At 40.1% G+C, this 17,589-nt stretch carries 15 protein-coding genes and 1 pseudogene; 10 read left to right on the forward strand and 6 right to left on the reverse strand.

The features are described from left to right. Positions 1-55: 55 nt before the first annotated feature. The gene (locus ACHUE3_RS09090; RefSeq protein WP_135473054.1) at positions 56-664 is read left to right on the forward strand and encodes a transglycosylase SLT domain-containing protein; all 609 of its coding nucleotides are present in this window, start codon (positions 56-58) and stop codon (positions 662-664) included. A gap of 89 nt (positions 665-753) precedes the next feature. On the opposite strand, the gene ACHUE3_RS09095 is transcribed toward ACHUE3_RS09090, so the two are convergent. Continuing rightward, entirely contained in the window at positions 754-2,709 is a 1,956-nt protein-coding gene (locus ACHUE3_RS09095; RefSeq protein WP_394192168.1) for a spermidine synthase, read from the reverse strand. Between the two features lie 174 nt (positions 2,710-2,883). Here ACHUE3_RS09095 and ACHUE3_RS09100 point away from each other — a divergent pair, with 174 nt between their 5' ends. The 9 genes and pseudogenes from ACHUE3_RS09100 to ACHUE3_RS09140 all read left to right on the forward strand — a co-directional run bounded on the left by ACHUE3_RS09100 (position 2,884) and on the right by ACHUE3_RS09140 (position 12,199). Continuing rightward, entirely contained in the window at positions 2,884-4,884 is a 2,001-nt protein-coding gene (locus tag ACHUE3_RS09100) for a winged helix-turn-helix domain-containing protein (protein ID WP_394192169.1), read from the forward strand. A 44-nt stretch (positions 4,885-4,928) separates the two neighbouring features. Further along, a complete protein-coding gene (locus ACHUE3_RS09105) occupies positions 4,929-5,297 on the forward strand; it encodes a DUF4112 domain-containing protein (protein ID WP_394192170.1) in 369 nt (122 codons plus the stop codon). Positions 5,298-5,577: 280 nt separating this feature from the next. Further along, positions 5,578-5,721, forward strand: a complete 144-nt coding sequence (locus ACHUE3_RS09110) for a hypothetical protein (RefSeq protein WP_394192171.1) — start codon at positions 5,578-5,580, stop codon at positions 5,719-5,721. Further along, positions 5,702-6,007, forward strand: a pseudogene (locus ACHUE3_RS09115) (transposase); the annotation flags it as partial. The gene ACHUE3_RS09110 and the pseudogene ACHUE3_RS09115, both read left to right, overlap by 20 nt. Positions 6,008-6,417: 410 nt before the next feature. Next, positions 6,418-8,226, forward strand: coding sequence for a DUF4209 domain-containing protein (locus ACHUE3_RS09120; protein ID WP_394192173.1), 1,809 nt, complete (start codon positions 6,418-6,420; stop codon positions 8,224-8,226). A gap of 288 nt (positions 8,227-8,514) precedes the next feature. After that, a complete protein-coding gene (locus ACHUE3_RS09125; RefSeq protein ID WP_394192174.1) occupies positions 8,515-9,069 on the forward strand; it encodes an elongation factor P hydroxylase in 555 nt (184 codons plus the stop codon). After that, positions 9,059-10,201 carry an ATP-NAD kinase family protein gene (locus ACHUE3_RS09130; RefSeq protein WP_394192175.1) on the forward strand — a complete coding sequence of 381 codons (1,143 nt, stop codon included), beginning with the start codon at positions 9,059-9,061 and terminating at the stop codon, positions 10,199-10,201. Before ACHUE3_RS09125 ends, ACHUE3_RS09130 begins: the two co-directional genes overlap by 11 nt. Then, complete coding sequence (locus ACHUE3_RS09135; protein ID WP_256826936.1) at positions 10,202-10,477, forward strand: YfcL family protein; 276 nt, start codon at positions 10,202-10,204, stop codon at positions 10,475-10,477. Between the two features lie 162 nt (positions 10,478-10,639). After that, complete coding sequence (locus ACHUE3_RS09140; RefSeq protein ID WP_394192176.1) at positions 10,640-12,199, forward strand: AbgT family transporter; 1,560 nt, start codon at positions 10,640-10,642, stop codon at positions 12,197-12,199. A gap of 113 nt (positions 12,200-12,312) precedes the next feature. Here the strand turns inward: ACHUE3_RS09140 and ACHUE3_RS09145 are convergent, their stop codons facing one another. Genes ACHUE3_RS09145 through ACHUE3_RS09165 form a run of 5 tightly spaced genes read right to left on the reverse strand, consistent with a single transcriptional unit; the run spans position 12,313 to position 17,588 of the window. Beyond that, a complete protein-coding gene (locus tag ACHUE3_RS09145) occupies positions 12,313-13,074 on the reverse strand; it encodes an ATP-binding cassette domain-containing protein (protein WP_394192247.1) in 762 nt (253 codons plus the stop codon). Continuing rightward, a complete protein-coding gene (locus ACHUE3_RS09150) occupies positions 13,074-14,066 on the reverse strand; it encodes a peptide ABC transporter ATP-binding protein (protein ID WP_394192177.1) in 993 nt (330 codons plus the stop codon). The genes ACHUE3_RS09145 and ACHUE3_RS09150 overlap by 1 nt, the downstream gene beginning before the upstream one ends. Continuing rightward, positions 14,067-14,960, reverse strand: a complete 894-nt coding sequence (locus ACHUE3_RS09155; RefSeq protein WP_394192178.1) for an ABC transporter permease subunit — start codon at positions 14,958-14,960, stop codon at positions 14,067-14,069. Continuing rightward, positions 14,947-15,981: an ABC transporter permease gene (locus tag ACHUE3_RS09160; protein ID WP_394192179.1), complete on the reverse strand. Its 1,035-nt coding sequence runs from the start codon at positions 15,979-15,981 to the stop codon at positions 14,947-14,949. The genes ACHUE3_RS09155 and ACHUE3_RS09160 overlap by 14 nt, the downstream gene beginning before the upstream one ends. Next, positions 15,981-17,588, reverse strand: coding sequence for an ABC transporter substrate-binding protein (locus tag ACHUE3_RS09165; RefSeq protein ID WP_394192180.1), 1,608 nt, complete (start codon positions 17,586-17,588; stop codon positions 15,981-15,983). The genes ACHUE3_RS09160 and ACHUE3_RS09165 overlap by 1 nt, the downstream gene beginning before the upstream one ends. Between the last annotated feature and the right edge of the window lies 1 nt (position 17,589).

Here is a 17,589-nt window from a genome sequence, read left to right on the forward strand (position 1 = left end):
CATTCAAATAATCTGACCCACACTTTTATAAAAAGTTCAGCGAGAACGCAAAAAAATGAAAAAAAGTTTAATAATTCTATCGCTGGGAGCTATTTTAACTGGTTGCGCAACAGCGCCCCCTAAGCAACCTAATGATATATGTAAAATTTTTGAAGAAAAAAACGATTGGTATTATGATGCTCGAGATGCTCAAGAAAAGTGGGGATCGCCTAAACATGTTCTTATGAGCATGATGTACCAAGAAAGTTCTTTTCGCCATGACGCAGCGCCGCCGATGGAATACTTTTTATGGATAATTCCAACAGGGCGAGCCAGTTCAGCATACGGCTACTCACAAGCAAAAACCCCCACCTGGTCAGATTACATTCGAGAAACCGGTAACAGTGGTGCCGACAGAGATGACTTTGATGATGCCATTGATTTTATGGCGTGGTTTGTTTACAAAACCAACAAAGTGAATGGGGTATCTAAATGGGATGCTTACGCACAATATCTAAACTACCACGAAGGGTGGGGCGGTTATAAGCGCGGAACCTATAAAAAGAAAAAATGGCTAATGAGTGTTGCTAATAAAGTAAAAAACCGCGCAAGTCGTTACGGTGCACAACTAAAAAAATGTGAAGATGATTTAGACAAAGGCTGGCTAGAGCGTATATTTTCATAGCACTCATATTTTACACACATAAGCTTCTCTTTTAGTAGCTTAAAAGGCTAACAGCCGAAAACGGGGCAAGATAAATTGCCCCTCCTTTCTTAGAATTTGATTAGCGGTAATGAACTATTTTTTTGATCCGTCCAGTGTACTAACTGAGTGCTTGGGTAGGATTTTATTGGCGATAATTCACTAATCGCTATGTCATCTAAAAACAGTTGATTGCTGGTTAATACAACCCATTCAGAGCCTAATGCAGTTAACTTTGTTGCACTGTGCTTAAACTTTATTAATGCTTTATCAAAGTAAGTACTATGCGCTTGGATCACTGGCAGTAAATCTATATGGTTATTTGATATATGGATAATTAAAATGCCATTATTACTTAATCGTTGCCAGTAAAGCTCAAACGCTTGTTGAGTTAATAGGTGGGCGGGAATAACATCACTTGAAAATGCATCAATAACCAACGCGTTCATTAAAGGAGCGTTTTCTTTAAGCTCGTTTGCTAATGCGATTCTGCCATCACCAATGGTGACATTTATTTTGGCTGGGCTGTTTTTAAGGTAATCAAAATACGTATTCGCCATTGTGTATACCGCGGGGTTTAGCTCATAAAAATGCACTGTATCGTGCTCATCAGCGAGGCTAGCTAACACCCCTGCACCTAAGCCTACCACGCCCATGTTGAGCTTTTCTTGACTTTTAAGTATCGCCAGCGACTTAGCGACGCCTGTTTGCTGATGATAGTAACTACTAGCGAGTGCATCTTGACCATGCAAAGGCTGCGAGCCATGTACTGTAGTGCCATCAATTAAGCGCCTTTGTGCAAGCTCGGGAGTATTGATATCTTTTACTGTGATGTAACCATAAAAATTTCTCTGCGATGCAACGTTATATTGATTAAAACTAGAATAAAGCACTAAATAGCAGCCACACCACAGAGCTGTAGCACCGAGCAATATCGTATTTATTTTTTTTAATTGAGTCAGTTGCATGTAACTAATAAGAATAAGCAGCACTGCTAAAGCGACGATATACTCGGTGATTTGTTCAAACAGCAGTGGAGCAAATAACGTTGTAAATAAACTGCCAAGTGCGCCACCTAAAGCAATATACAAATAAAAGTGTGTTAGTAATGTACCTTGTGGTGCGAGTTGCCTAAGTTCACCGTGGCAAATCATGCAGCCACTCAATAATATAAAGCTATAAATAATAATTTGTGCAATTGCATTAAACTGACTGCCTAAGAAGTACATTATTAGGCCTGCAAACGCGCTGAATATAAAAGCATATACCCAAACAGAACGGTTATAGTTGTTTTTATTGGCAAACGTATAGCTAAAACTACCTAAATAGATAGCAAGCGGCACCACCCATACAAGTGGCATTGGTGGGATATTAGTGCTGATCATTTGCGTGGTCGCAATTAGCAGAATTGAGCTTGTTGCGGATAAAATAATCCAAAGCATATTTGGTTTTTTGAGAATGGTTTGTACCTGTGGTAGCGGTGAGTTACTTTCTTTGCTGCTCTTGCTTAAAAGTTTATAAGCTAAACAGATTAATAGTATGCAGTAGGTAAGCAGCCCTATTTGCCAGTAATGTTTTTGTTGTGGCAGTGAAAAAAACACCTCAAATACGATTGGGTAGCTGATTAAGGCTAATAAAGAGCCAAGGTTAGAAACCGAATACCAATGATAAGGCACGGTATTTTTACCATGTTCAATGTACCATCGTTGCATAAGTACACTTGTTGCACTTAGTAACATAAACACTAAGCCAATTTGATTTAGTAAGTTTGCCATTACGGACCAGTTAGGGGCTAAATTTAAATTAAAATGAACCTTGTTTAGGCTAATTAAGCTTGCTAAAACAACAAGCGAAATATGGATTACCATTTGTTTTTTTAGTGAACAGCGACTTAAAAAGTGTGCATAAAAGTAGCCAAGTAATAAAACAGTTTGATAAAAAAACAGACTGGCTGACCACACCGATGCGCCGCCTCCAAATCGCGGTAACAGCTCTTTAGATAGCATAGGTTGAATTTGAAATAGCAAAAAGGCGCTAACAAAAATGGTTAATAAGAATAAGATACGAAGCATGGATTTTAATTATTAATGAATCATGTAAGCAGCATTGCGGGTAACGGATTAAGCAGCAATGGAATTAGCCTAGAGTTTCTCTTAAGAAAACCTTAATATATGATTTATAATAATTTATTGGAGCAGTTAGTGGGCAAGTTTGTAATAGGGGAATTTGCTATAGATGTCAGTCGATGCAAAATATCATCAGCTGACACAGAGCAAGTCGTTGAACCTAAAGTCATGGATGTACTGCAATACCTTTATTCACACCGGGGTACTGTGGTTAGCCAAGAGCAAATTTTTTCAGCCGTTTGGCCAAATGCGACTTTCAGCCCCAGTTATGTACAGCGCTGTATTGCATTGCTAAGAAAAGCATTGAGTGAAGACTCAAAAAATCCACGCTATATTATTACTCACCCAAAGCGGGGTTACAGCCTCGAAGTAGCTGAGCCTCAGTTAAATAAACCCAAACGTATATATTTATCTGCGTTGGTAATTTTAATGGTCACGTTGATTGGGGCTGTAAGTTGGTTTTACCCTGATACACCGCAAGTAAAAACACACTTTACTAAATTGATGCCTATTTCTTCGAGTGAAGAGAATGAATCCAGTATTTCCTTATCACATAATGGTGAGCATATAGCGTTTGTACGTGGTGATAAGCCAAATCAAACTATCTGGATAAAAAACTTACGCTTAGGAAAAGAAGTTAAATTAACCCAAAAGCAATCAACCTATCACAGCCTAGGGTGGAGCAGCGATGACAGTGAAATCGCATTTGTGCACCAGCAAGATACTCAAACACTAGGGTATTTCACCTTAGACAAGCTGACATTACAACCTGCAAACTACAGAGAAGTTTATACTTTTAAAGACTTTACAGTGACGAGTCAGCAGTTAGAGTGGGCCAGCGACAACCACATTTATTTTATTGAAAAACGTCAAAGCGATAACCACACTCAACTAAGTGCAATTGATTTAGCAAAACAAGAAAAACGTGTTATTCAATCATCCGCAGGGCAAGATTGGATGAAGTTGCAGGCACTCTCACCGAGCCAGCAGTCTATTGCGCTAGCTTATGAAGCTGGACAAAATAAATACAGAATTGATTTGTTTGACGTTAAAACAAGCACAACGAAAACACTCGCGATTATTGAAGATTCAGTACAGGGTTTAAGCTGGCACCCCGATGAACAACAATTATTGATTAGTAATAAGCATGAACTCCAGTTATTAAATTTACAAGGGCAACTAAAAAAGTTGGCGTTTAATAACTACCACATTATTAGAGACGCGGATTTCTCGTTGTCAGGTAACGACATTTTAATGGAATTAGTTAAGATTGATGTGGATATCACCCGCTCAACTCGTCAAGCGCCAACGCAATTTGAAACCCTTGTAGATACCTCATCGGTCGACTTTTTACCTGTGTACTCCCCTGATTCGTCAAAATTTGTATTTGAATCTCATCGGTTTGGTACAAAGCAATTGTTTTTATATGAAAATGGCACGCAAACGCTGATTTTTTCTAATTCAAGCAATGAAGAATTATTTGGTATAGTTTGGTCAAAAGACGGGAAAGAAGTGATCACTGCTAGTAAAAATACACTCTTTCGAATTAATCTCAAAGAAGAGAGCTTTGTGAGTATTCCTCACGCCTATCATTCATTTTATCTACGAGAAATGTATCACCACGAAGACGCTATTTTAGTTTCTTATCGCGCTGCAGATGGGGTCACTTTTCACCCCGCTAAATTTGACTTAGAAACGCTTGAATTAACCCCTTATACAGGCTCTGGAAAGCGGTTGGCATGTTACGCAATGGATATTGATGAACAAGATCAGGTTTACTTTTCCAATGAAAAACAAATCTTTAGATTGAACAAAAATAATGAGCTTGAAACTGTTTGGCAATCACCTGCAAAAGAGATCATCGGTTTGAACGCCGGAGCTACGAAGATGACAGTCACACTTGCAGATAAAGACGGTTATGTGATGAATGAAATAGATTTTAAAACAGGTAGTAATAAAACCATATTCAGCGGCAAAGATGATGGGAAAATGCTAATAAACGCATCCCATGATTTTCAGCAGTTTCTTTATTTAACAGAACCGAAAAGAACACGTACCCTAGTGCGCTTAAATTAAAGGCTCTGTCAAGTGAGTAGGCGTTAACTTATGATGAGGTTGTTATGACGACGAACAATGAGCACCAAGCGACGTTAAAACGCTTAGAAAGGTTTAGCCGATTTACAGACAGCAGTATAGGTATCCCTTTTACAAAGTTTAAGTTTGGTATAGAAGCACTGATAGGAATTTTGCCAGGCGTAGGGGACTTAGCGGGCTTAGTCTTATCAACTTATGTGCTTTTTGAAGCACAACGCTTAGGTGTTGGCTGGGGCGTTAAGCTACGCATAATTATAAATATGCTAGTTGATTTTACGGTTGGTTTAATCCCGTTTTTTGGTGATATTTTTGATGCTTACTTTAAAGCGAATACACGAAATACTCAGCTGTTAAAGCGTTATCTTCATGAGCAAAGTAAGAAAGAAGATTTATAAATTTGTAACTTTGTATTAGCTCATATCTGAGCTTACAGATTAAGTGAATAGGTTTAGACTGTCATCTGATAGACAGACAGCCATGAGTGATAAGCAGCCGTTGAGATTGGCTAAATATCGTAGATAATTGTTTGGTCAAACTGCGCTTTGCGTATATATTCATGAAAATGAGCGACGCGCGCACTATAAAATTGTTGAACTAAGCCGCTACGCGGAGATCCTATTCTTATCATTTGAGCCACACTTACCTTGGGGTTATCCCATAACTTGGAGGTAGGTCATGAATACACTCATTGAACAAGTCAAAACTGAAATAGCCTACCGAGGTTATTCGCAAAGTACATGTAAAAGCTACTGTGAACATTTACTAAAACTCAGTCATTATTTTGATAAACCACTCGATTCGATTAGTGTCAGCGACTGAAGAAACAGTGAGCTTTAAATATCGGGATTATGCAGATAACAACCGCGATAAAGTAATGACACTGAGCTGTGATGAATTTTTACGGCGTTACTTACAACATGTACTGCCGAAAGGGTTTATGCGCATTCGCCACTATGGGTTTTTAGCGAATGCGTGTCGCAAGAGAAAGTTAGGGTTAATAAAGGCTCAAGCATCAATAACCCCATTCAAAGCGGTGAAGTCGAAGGCAGAGCAAGAACCATTCATAGCGCATTGGCCTTGCCAGTCATGCAAGGCGGGTATCTAACGATTTATTGGTGTGATGAATTTAGATGGGGCGACAAATAAAATAGCGCGAACGAGTTGGTAGTCTTTCTTTCTGTATAAAATCAAAAAGTTAATCTACTTAGCTGCTTAACTGCTTAGGCTAGTCGCGACTGTGCGTGAGAAAAATATCCTTGCTCAACGGTTAAACATTAGGTTTAATGAATAGATAATAAACGCTGAGTAAAGCAGGGATGGCTTAGATACGATAGACACGCCAGTAAAGTTGGTTTGATATCACTTAGGCCATAAAAAGCAAATCCCCATAGCATAAACAACACCAACTCTATACATCGAGCAGGTAGCGCCTCAGTCCAACAAGCGATTATGCAACACAAACTGCGTGTCGCATAAATACTAAAATGTTAGCTGTAAGTCATACTCGGAGTTTATATGTCTATTCAAGAAGTTGATGTTACATTGGAAGAGTTACAGTCATTAGATCAAAATGAAATTCTAAGATTATGTAAAAGTCCTGTGTACTATGAATTGGAATCAGCTTTTGGGAGTATTAAAGGCTCTGAAGCTGCAAAGTTGTTGTCTGCAACTTGCTCTATGCATTTAAAGCCTGAAAACCCGAAAGCTCCTTTTTCTCCAAAGTTTATTATGCAAGACCGAAGAGGACTTATTGCAAATGATTTTTCTAAAGAGTCTTTGAATTCTCTTTCTCAATTTTGTTCGTTTGTAACAATACCTGAATTAAAGGCTAGATTAGCGGATATTTCTTGGGTTACAAAAGCAGGAAGTGTTGAACATGCACATATGGCAATAGAATCATATATTGAATCAGCAAAGCATTTATTAACTGTAGGTGATTCATGGGTTCATCCAGCAGAAAGAATTGAACGTGCCTTAAGATTAAGTTGCATGTTTCGACGGGATTCGCAAGGACCTGATTTGTTTGAAAAATTATCAGACTTTATTTCATCTGAAATAAACAATAAAAAATTAGATGATTCGCCTTTTTATGCATTACGTTTATTGAAACTATCACATGAATGTGGTGTTGGAGATGATGACTGGATTCTTAATACAGCGGAAGAAATTGCTCAAACTCGTTTTGAACTAGGCGACACGAGAACAGCGATAAGTGGATGGGAATGTGCCTTGAACTCGGCAATTTCAACACGAGATAAAATTAAACAGCAAAATATTTGGAGAGAAATAGCAGCTTGCCACATTAAAGATTCTGAAGTACAAGATGGTGGGTTAATAGCAGCCAACTGCATACTTAGAGCAATCGATGCTTTATCGAAAGTTCCCAATACTAGACAAGAAAGACTTGAGCTATATGAGACTATGAGGGATCATCAAATTGAATCCCTGCATCAACTTCATGAGTTTTCAACTCCGCCTCAAGACATTAGCGAAATTGTTCATCAATCAAAAATTGAAGTTCAAGGTAAAGATTTTTTCGATATGCTTTTTAGACTCGGCGTTTTGGTTTCAAGACCTACAGATATTAATAGGCTTAAAGAGCAAGCTATGGAACAAATGCAAAATAGTTTTGCATGGATGTTTGGCGGAACGCATATAGATCATGAAGGGATCACCGTTGCTACAGTTCCATCTGGAATGGGTCTTGATGATAAACAAGATGGACCTGCTACTTGGTCTACTATGATGAAAAATATCGGAATTGATCATCAACTTGCAGTACAAGGGCAAATACGACCTGCTCTAGATGAGCTAATGATACAGCACCATGTTTCAGAGTATGCCTTAGAGAGGATTTTAAAAAATAATCCGTTCATACCTTATGGGCATGAACACTTTTATATAAAGGGTATTACATTTGGCCTTGAAGGTGATTTTCTTAGTGCATGTCACATTCTTATTCCACAGGTTGAGAATTCTCTTAGGTATGTAGCGCGGACTCAAGGGGAGGAACCAACAACATTACATGGTGACGGTTCTCAAGAAAGAAGTGGTCTTAAATTTCTATTAGACCATCCAGCTGTTATTGAAGCTTTAGGGCAAGATATTGTTGGTAACCTACAGGCAATATTAATAGATAAGATATATGGGGATTTGAGAAATCAAATGTCACATGGGTACATGCCAGCAGGCCATTTTTATGGCGTTGCGCCTGTCTTTCTTTGGTGGTTAGTTTTACATATTGTAATGTTGCCTTTAGGTAGCCACTGGAAACAACACTATAAACTAGAAAATACAGCTAACAAGGCAATTAAACGTAACTAAAACAGTTGGTTAGGTTTTACTTCGCTACACGTTTCAACCCACTGTTTTAGTCCGCTTAATGCGGCGTTACGACCGTCCGCTTATGGCACATATGCGACTGTTAGATTTGATCAAAATCTAAAAATCAAACCTGACAGATTAACTTAAGGCTTATTCACTTTGTCTTGTTAACACCAAGCGACTTTGTCCATGCGTAACGCTTTTTACTTTCCCTTTAAAAGCCCGTACAATTCGCCTCGTTTTTAGCATGTACTTGTTACAGTTTATTCAAGCGAATTATTAAACCTTATGCATCAAATAGCCGATCTAATATCTATTTTTGAGTCAACTTTTTATCAAAGCCATAATACGCGCTTAGTAAAAGGTGAGCATGAGCCTATTTATATTCCTGCTAGTGATGAAACAAACTTTCATCAAATTATATTTGCCCATGGCTTTTATGCCAGTGCTCTGCATGAAATTGCTCATTGGTTAGTCGCGGGCGATAAACGACGATTATTAGAAGATTACGGTTATTGGTATTGTCCTGATGGACGTGATAGAGCGCAGCAAGCTGAGTTTGAAAGCGTTGAAGTAAAACCGCAAGCCATTGAATGGGCACTCAGTGTTGCCGCTGGTGTTAATTTTAATGTCTCGGTTGATAATTTAAATGGCGAACAAACGTGCCGATTTGCTTTTCAAACTCGCGTACACCAGCAAGTTTTGCACTTGCTACAAGTAGGCTTTAATGAGCGTACTAACCGATTATTACACGCGTTAAGTTCATTTTATAAAACACCGTGGCCTATGAGTGCTACGCAATTTGAGTGGCAGTCCCCCGAGGAGCTAAAGAATGCAGTTTAAATTAGGCTTAATTGTAAACCCAGTGGCGGGTTTAGGTGGCAGTGTTGCATTGAAGGGCAGCGATGGTGTCGATACTGCAGCAAAAGCCATTGAATTAGGAGCCCAGCCTAAGGCCAATTTACGCACTAAAGCCGCGCTTGAGGTGTTGTTGCCTTATAAGGAGCAATTAACAATATACACGGTTAATGATGCCATGGGTGAAAACACTGCGAAGGCGATGGGCTTTGCCACACAGGTTATTTATCGTAGTGAGCGCTCTACAACCAGTGATGATACAGAGCTTGCAGCCAAAGCCATGCAGCAACTTGGTGTTGATTTAATTTTATTTGCTGGTGGCGATGGCACAGCACGTAATATCTGTCATGCGGTGGATGACAGCGTACCAGTGCTTGGTATTCCTGCTGGCTGTAAGATTCATTCAGGTGTTTATGCCATTACTCCTAAAGCGGCGGGTCGAGTTGTCGAGATGCTGGTCAAAGGCGAGCTCGTAACACTAGCAGATGCCGATGTTATGGATATTGATGAAGATGCGTTTCGCCAAGGCACAGTAAAAGCTAAGCGTTATGGTGAAATGCAAGTACCCAGTGAAGTACGTTATGTACAAGCCGTTAAAAATGGCGGTAAAGAAACCGACGAATTAGTACTTGCTGATATTGCAGCTTATGTAGTGTCAGAAATGGAAGAAGATACCCAGTACATTATGGGCAGTGGCTCAACCGTTGAAGCCATAATGGAAGAAATAGGCCTTAGTAACACCTTGTTAGGGGTTGATTTAGTGCAAGATCAAAGCCTTGTACAGCAAGATTTAACCGCTCAACAATTAATTGATTTAACGAAAGGTGTGCCAACAAAGTTGGTGATCACTTTAATAGGTGGCCAAGGGCATATATTTGGTCGGGGTAATCAACAATTAAGCCCCTCACTTATTCGTACAATCGGTAAAGACAATATTATCGTTGTGGCAACCAAAACAAAATTACAGGCCTTAAATGGCCGCCCGCTCATTGCTGATACCGGCGATAGCGAACTAGATGACGAATTAAGCGGTTATATGCGGGTTACAACCGGATTTAACGACCATGTTATGTATGCTGTGGGTCACCAAGACACCCTGCAAGTACAGGAGAATTAAATGAGTTTAGTAAGTTACATTGATGCAGCGCAGCAATATTTTGACGATTTAGTAATAAAAGCCACTGATGATGAGCTTTTTGCAGGTGGTTATCTACGTGGTCATTTTGATTTAGCTGTTGGGTATGCGCAAGTTGAAGAGCTTAATTTAGAAGTGTCAGAGCTCAATGAAACGGTTGAGAAAAGCTTAGTTAAAGCGTATCGCAATGGCGAACTAAACGAAGATGATAAAGCACTCGTAGTGCGTATTTGGGAAGAAGTAAAAGCACTCGCTTAAGTACTTTGCTCAAATAACACACTGTTAAACGGCTGAAAAGCCGTTTTTTTATACGTAAAATAAATACTGTACCTGATTAATGTATTTTGTGTTTACTTAAAATTTACCTAACGCAGCATTTGCGGTAATGTATGCAGGTTAAACTTCTAGGGAACAAGCGAAATGAACAACAATAATGATGCGACAATGCCGACCGGGCTAGTTGCGCGATTTTTAAATTTTGTCGAAAGGGTCGGGAATAAGCTTCCAGATCCGGCAATTATCTTTCTATTTGCCATGTTACTAATTTGGGTTTTGTCGTGGTGGTTTTCAGGCGTTAATTTCGACGCCATCGATCCGCGTACGGGCGAGGCCATTATAATCAATAACATGTTGGCCAGTGATTCACTCGCCACCTTCTTATCGTCTATGGTAAAAACATTTACCGGTTTTGCACCATTGGGCGTGGTATTAGTAGCGATGCTAGGTGTTGGTGTTGCTGAGCATTCTGGCTTTATTAACACGGGTTTAAAGCTCATGTTAAAGGTAACGCCTAAACAGTTGCTTACACCGTCTATTATTTTAGTTGCCATTGTTAGTCACACCGCAACTGATGCTGGCTATGTATTGGTTATTCCTCTTGCGGGTGTTATTTTTTATGCGGCAGGGCGCCATCCTCTTGCTGGTATTGCTGCTGCGTTTGCTGGTGTAAGTGGCGGCTTTGGTGCTAACTTTATTCCTTCAGGCATTGACCCATTATTGCAGAGCTTTACCCAAAGTGCTGCGCAAATAATTAACCCGACTATGTCGATTAATCCATTAAATAACTGGGCGTTCACGTCTGCTTCTAGTTTATTTATTGTTTTATTAGGCTGGTATATCACTGATAAAATCATTGAACCTCGATTAAAAAATACAGATCTTGACGGGAATGAAGAAGATCTTCCTGTATTTGAAGATGCCCGTAGCGATGAAAAACGTGCTTTCTTTATTGCAAGTGCTGTGATGGTGGCGGGCCTTGCCTTATTGGCATTTGTTTCTGCGCCAGCGGATTCAGCAATGCGAAGCAGTGATGGTTCGCTTACTAATTTTAGTTCGCCATTAATGCAGTCTATTGTACCGTTAATCTTTTTATTGTTTTGGATACCTGGTGCAGTTTATGGCTTCACGGTTGGTACCTTTAAAAGCTCAAAAGACATGATAGATGCAATGAGTAAAGCGATGAATGGCATGGCTTACTATATTGTGATGGCGTTTTTCTGTTCGCTATTTATTGCTGCATTTAGCAAATCAAACTTAGGTGCGTTATTGGCAATTGAAGGTGCACAAATTTTAAAAGCAATGGAGCTACCAAGCGCTGTAACGGTTGTTGGTATCATCTTTTTAACTGGCTTTGTAAACTTATTTGTAGGGTCAAGCTCGGCCAAATGGGCGCTACTAGGCCCTGTGTTTGTTCCTATGTTAATGCAACTGGGAATTTCACCTGACTTAACGCAGGCTGCATATCGTGTTGGTGATTCAAGCTCAAATATCATCACTCCACTAATGCCTTACTTCCCGCTTGTTGTGGTGTACTGTCAAAAGTATGTTAAAGGCACAGGCATCGGCACCTTGATTGCGATGATGCTGCCGTACTCAATTGCCTTTATGATTGGTTGGAGTTTATTTTTACTCGGCTACTGGGCACTTGGTATTCCACTGGGTCTTGATGCCAGCTACGTTTACCCAGCTGTTGCACCTTAACTTAAGCAGTTTATTTTAAATTTAAAAACCTCACCATGAAAATGGTGAGGTTTTTTTACGATATTTAATACATACTTATGTATTAAAAAATAAACTAATTAATGATAAGGCATTTAGCAGCTTAATAGCTTTTGCGTAACTTTTGATTGAGGCTGGCCAAAAATAGTCTCTGTTTTACCACTTTCAACAATTACGCCGTGATCAAGAACGACTAGATGGTCGCTTATATGGCGAACTAAGCTTAAGTGATGGGTGATCAAAATATAACTTAACCCAGTCTCTTGTTGTAATTTAAGTAATAAATTAACGGTTTGAGCGCGTACAGAGGGGTCTAACGAAGATAAAGCTTCATCTAATACAACGACTTTTGGGTCGAGTATTAAAGCACGAGCCAATGCGACTCGCTGCAATTGACCGCCGCTAAACATGTGTGGGTAATAATGTTGGTGGTCGTTCAACAAACCCACTTTATGCAAGGTCGCTGAGATTTTATTGGCGCGGGTTTCTTTATCTAAATCACTATTGTATTGCAGGCAGTCATCGAGCATATCGCCAATGGTTAACCCCGGGTTTAATGAAGCTTCCGAGTCTTGGAAAATCATTCTAATATGCCGACACTGTTGATCGCGAATGCCTTTATCTTCGATAATCGTGCCATCAAGTAATATTTGACCGCTATCAGCGCTGTCTGCACCAGATAAAAGTTTTGCTAGCGTGCTTTTTCCTGAGCCAGTTTCGCCAATAATGGCTAATGTTTCACCTTGGTTTAAACAAAACGAGATATCCTTCAAGACCTCAAAGCGTTTACGTGAAAACAGACCTGCGCGTAAGTTAAAGCTTTTTGATAAGGCTTGCACCTTGAGCAATGGTTGCATCATTTCATCGCCTTAATTAATGGAAAGTGGCAGGCATAACTATGGCCATGTTGTTTCGTTAATTGAGGAGTTACAACACAGGCTTTTTGTGCTTGTGGGCAGCGTGGCCCAAGCCGACATCCAATGGGTAAATGCTGCAAGGTCGGAATCGTTCCCTTTAGTGCATAAAAAGGTTCTTTATGCGCTAAGCCTTGCTCATAATCTGGAAGGCTCTTCAACAAGGCTTGTGTGTATGGGTGACGAGGCTGTTTAAAAATTTTCCCCGTTGGACCAGCTTCAACCATTTGTCCGCAATATAAAACATGCATGCCGTGAGACCAGTTCACAATTTCTTCAAGCTCATGGGAGATCATCAGTATCGACATGTTTTTAAGTTGATTCAAACTTTTCAATAACCTAAACACTTGCGCACGAGTGGTGCTTTCAAGTGCGGTAGTGGGTTCATCTGCAATTAAAAGTTTAGGAGTACGAGCAATGGCCATTGCTATCATCACTTTTTGGCAAACTCCTTCAGAAAGCTCATGCGGATAACTTGTTAAAACCTTTTCATGATCTTTAATACCCACTTTATGAATAAGCGCTTTTACACGGTCTTTACGCTGACGATTGCGCTTTAAGAAAAAGCCCTTACTTTGAATCTCTGGTAAGGTTTCTGCTATTTGGTCGAATATTTTTGCAGTGGGGTCAAGGCAGCGACTTGGATCTTGATATATCATCGCGATATCCTGACCAACAATTTTTCGTCGTTGTTCACTTGATAATCGCATTAAATCGACACCGCGCCAGTGCATACGATCTGCCGTAATATGCCAGCGTTTATTGAGCACGCCAACAATGGCTTTGGCTATCAAGCTTTTTCCTGAGCCAGATTCACCTACTAGGGCGTGAACTTCACCTTCTTTTAAGCTCAAGCTCACTCTATCTACTGCACGAATAACAGTGTCTGAAGTTCTAAGCTCTATCGTTAAGTTGCGTATGTCGAGTAATTGCATTTAATCTGCCTTACGTTCTTTTAACACTTGGCGAAGACCGTCACCGACTAAGTTAGTAGAGAGGACGGCTAAAAAGAGCAATACGCCGGGTAACCCAACTGTCCATGGCGCTAAATAAATTAATCCAAGGTTTTCAGCTAAAATAGCACCCCACTCAGTGGTTGGTGGTTGTGCGCCAAGCTTAAGAAAGCCCAGTGCTGCTATATCTAATATAGCGGTAGACAGCGCCATAGTAAAAATAACCACAATATGCTCGTAAATGTTAGGGAAAATACCACGAGAAAGCACATGCCAGTTAGATGCGCCATCAAGCTTAAAGGCGGTGATATAGTCTTTGTTAAGTTCTTCCACAATAAGATTACGCACTGAGTGAATAAACTGAGGTAACAAGGCTAAAATAATCGCCCAAACGGTGTTCATCAAACCAGGGCCTAGAATAGCAATAATAATAATAGCCAGTAAGAGTGATGGGATAGACAAAGTAATATCAAGTAAATGATTTAAAAAGCTCGAGCGTAAACCGTGGCTAATACCGGCAAACGTGCCTACCAAAACACCTATAATAGTGGTTATTAATGCCGCAATTACAGATAAGCCAAAGGTATAAGTTGCCCCATTCATCAAGCGTGAAAGAACATCACGGCCCAGATCATCAGTCCCTAAAATAAAACGCACATCGCCAAGGTCATGCCATGAAGGAGGAATGAGTAATGCATCGCTGTGTTGCTGATTAACACCGTAGGGTGCAAGAAAAGGTGCCGTCGTTGCTAACAAAACAAAAGCAATAAACACCCATAAGCCAACTAATGCGGGGTGATTAGACTTAAATTTTCGCCAAAATCGCGCTAGGGGCGATTTGTTAGACTCTTCTGAAAATAAATTAAACTTTGCCATGCGCTTGGTTCCGAGAAAGCGGATCGAACAGGGTATAGGTCAGTTCAGCAATAATAGTGGCTAAAATAACAAACATAGAAACCGCAAGTAAACCGCCTTGAATTGCAGGGTAATCACGTTGGTAAATACTATCAATAAGCCAACGGCCTACGCCTGGCCATGAAAAGATAACCTCAGTTATCATCGCTAGCGTGATCAAGGTACTAAATTGAAGGCCGATTTGTTTAATAACAGGTAAAAGCGCATTACGCAGTGCGTGATGGACTATTAATTGTGCTCGATTTAGCCCTTTAGCTCGCGCAGTTTTAATGAAGTTTTGCTCGAGCACATTTAGCATCGATTCACGTGTAAAACGAATCAATACCGTGGTGGGGTACATGGCCAATACAATGGTAGGTAACGTTAAGTGATGAACGGCATCAATCATTGCCATACCAGAGTAAGGAAACCCTGCTAAGGCGATATCAATGAGGATAAACCCTGTTTGTGGCGGGATTTCGTAAAGTAGCCCCATACGGCCTGACATCGGAAACCAACCTAGTTGCAACGAAAAGACCATAATGAGTAATAGCGCCAACCAAAAAACAGGCATTGAATACCCAGCAAGGGTTGAGGAGTTAATCAGTTTATCGGGCCACTTTTTATAATAGGCTGATGCTATGATCCCTGCAGGTACGCCAACTACCACCGAAATTATTAATGCGTATAAACTTAGCTCAAGTGTAGCGGGAAATAAATCCACAATATGGTTAAAAACATTATCGCCTGAGGCAAATGATAATCCCCAATCCCCCGAAATTATACGCTCTAAAAAAGCGAAGTATTGAGATACATAATTTTCGTTAAAGTGGTATTTTTCTTGTAGTTCACTCGTTTGTGAAAAGCTTGTATTAGAAATACCACTTAAATTACTTAATGCATCCCCCGGAAACAAATAGCTAAGTGAAAATGTGAATATGCTTAAGGTGAGCATCATAAAAAATAATAAGCCCAAACGCCGTAAGAAATAATCTAACACCATTACTTCTTCCTCGCATTAGCCAGCGAGATACCGCCAAATGGCCCAAGCGGAATGCCTTCTACATCGCTGCTGCTTGCTTGAAATCGCATGCCATGGGCAAGCGGTAACAATGGAAGTTCGTTAATAAGCATGGTTTGTGCTTGTTGGTAATATTGTTTGCGCATAGCCAAATCAGTGGTATCAAGCGCCTGTGTCAACAATAAGTCAAACTGAGGGTCACACCAATTTGCAGGATTTTTACCACTAAAGGTGGCAGAACAACTTAGTAAAGGGCTAAAAAAGTTATCGGGGTCGGGTGTATCAGCAGCCCATCCAAGCAGTACACTATCATGGCGATGTTCACCAATACGCTGAATAAACGTATTCCACTCATATTCTACAATACTGACATTAACACCAATTTTGCGTAAATCACTTTGCATTAATTCAGCCATTTTACGTGCGTTTGGGTTATAAATTCGGCTTACGGGCATGGCCCAAATGGTCATATTGAAGCCATTACCTAGCCCTGCTTCTTCTAAAAGAGCCAAGGCTAATTCAGGATTAAAAGCAGGAATATTTTGTTGTGATTTAAATGCCCACGATGTGGGAGGTAAAATAGATCTCGCTCGAATGCCGTTACCATAAAAAACAGCTTGCATGATTTTTTCAATATCAATGGCGTGGGCAAGCGCTTTGCGTACTCTAATATCATTAAATGGCGGTCGTTCAGTGTTAAACGCCCAATATCCGACATTAAGGTTAGTTTCTTTTTGAACGTTTATATCGTCACGTTGCGCCAAGATACTTAATTGAGCGCTACTTGGGTGTGCTGTTACATCACATTCTTTAGTGAGCATTTTCGCAATACGGGTTGTGCCATTTGGCGTGATGTCGTAAACCAGCTGCTCAAGTACAACTTTGTGTTTCCAGTATTCGGTGTTGCGATAATAGCGTACTAAATGGTCTCGACGATATTCTTTATAAATATAGGGGCCGGTGCCTATTGGGTATTGATCAAATAAATTGAGTTGCTCTTGTGCTTTTAATTGCATAGCGTACTCACGAGACAATACCACGGCAAAATCTGTTGCCATGTTGGCTAAGAAGCTGCTTTCAGCATTAAATAGTTCAAACCGAACTTGATAATCTGATACGCGCACTATGCGGCGAATAAGTTGGTCTATCCCCACACTTTGAAAGTAGGGGTAGTTTGCATCACCAACAAAATGGTAAGGGTTATAGACATCAAATAAGCGACTAAATGTAAAAATGACGTCATCTGCGTTAAAATCACGAGTGGGTGTAAAGTAATTAGTAGTGTGAAATTTCACCCCTTTACGCAGTGTAAAAGTTACTGATTTACCATCAGGGCTGATTTTCCAATCTGTTGCTAGTTCACTTTGAAATTCAGCCGTTACAGGGTCAATACTGATTAGACGGTCGTAAAGTTGATTGGCAATAATGTCAATAGTTGAACCAGTGGTCGTAACTTGTGGATTAAATGAGACAGGGTTTGCCTCAGCGCAATACACTAAGCCTTGGTTCTTTTCTTCTAGCGTTTTTTCTTCGGTATCTATGCAGCCTGCTAGGCAGAGCGACAGCATACCAAGTAATAATTTATACACT

The sequence above is a fragment of the Pseudoalteromonas atlantica genome (assembly GCF_043641955.1).
Classification (GTDB): Bacteria; Pseudomonadota; Gammaproteobacteria; order Enterobacterales; family Alteromonadaceae; genus Pseudoalteromonas; species Pseudoalteromonas atlantica_A.

Bases quoted from the DNA above. Each gene is read 5' to 3' on its own strand.
- ACHUE3_RS09105 (WP_394192170.1), top strand. From the start codon at position 4,929: ATGACGACGAACAATGAGCACCAAGCGACGTTAAAACGCTTAGAAAGG.
- ACHUE3_RS09155 (WP_394192178.1), bottom strand. From the start codon at position 14,960: ATGGCAAAGTTTAATTTATTTTCAGAAGAGTCTAACAAATCGCCCCTA.
- ACHUE3_RS09110 (WP_394192171.1), top strand. From the start codon at position 5,578: ATGAATACACTCATTGAACAAGTCAAAACTGAAATAGCCTACCGAGGT.
- ACHUE3_RS09090 (WP_135473054.1), top strand. From the start codon at position 56: ATGAAAAAAAGTTTAATAATTCTATCGCTGGGAGCTATTTTAACTGGT.
- ACHUE3_RS09120 (WP_394192173.1), top strand. From the start codon at position 6,418: ATGTCTATTCAAGAAGTTGATGTTACATTGGAAGAGTTACAGTCATTA.
- ACHUE3_RS09135 (WP_256826936.1), top strand. From the start codon at position 10,202: ATGAGTTTAGTAAGTTACATTGATGCAGCGCAGCAATATTTTGACGAT.
- ACHUE3_RS09145 (WP_394192247.1), bottom strand. From the start codon at position 13,074: ATGCAACCATTGCTCAAGGTGCAAGCCTTATCAAAAAGCTTTAACTTA.
- ACHUE3_RS09130 (WP_394192175.1), top strand. From the start codon at position 9,059: ATGCAGTTTAAATTAGGCTTAATTGTAAACCCAGTGGCGGGTTTAGGT.
- ACHUE3_RS09125 (WP_394192174.1), top strand. From the start codon at position 8,515: ATGCATCAAATAGCCGATCTAATATCTATTTTTGAGTCAACTTTTTAT.
- ACHUE3_RS09160 (WP_394192179.1), bottom strand. From the start codon at position 15,981: ATGGTGTTAGATTATTTCTTACGGCGTTTGGGCTTATTATTTTTTATG.
- ACHUE3_RS09150 (WP_394192177.1), bottom strand. From the start codon at position 14,066: ATGCAATTACTCGACATACGCAACTTAACGATAGAGCTTAGAACTTCA.
- ACHUE3_RS09140 (WP_394192176.1), top strand. From the start codon at position 10,640: ATGAACAACAATAATGATGCGACAATGCCGACCGGGCTAGTTGCGCGA.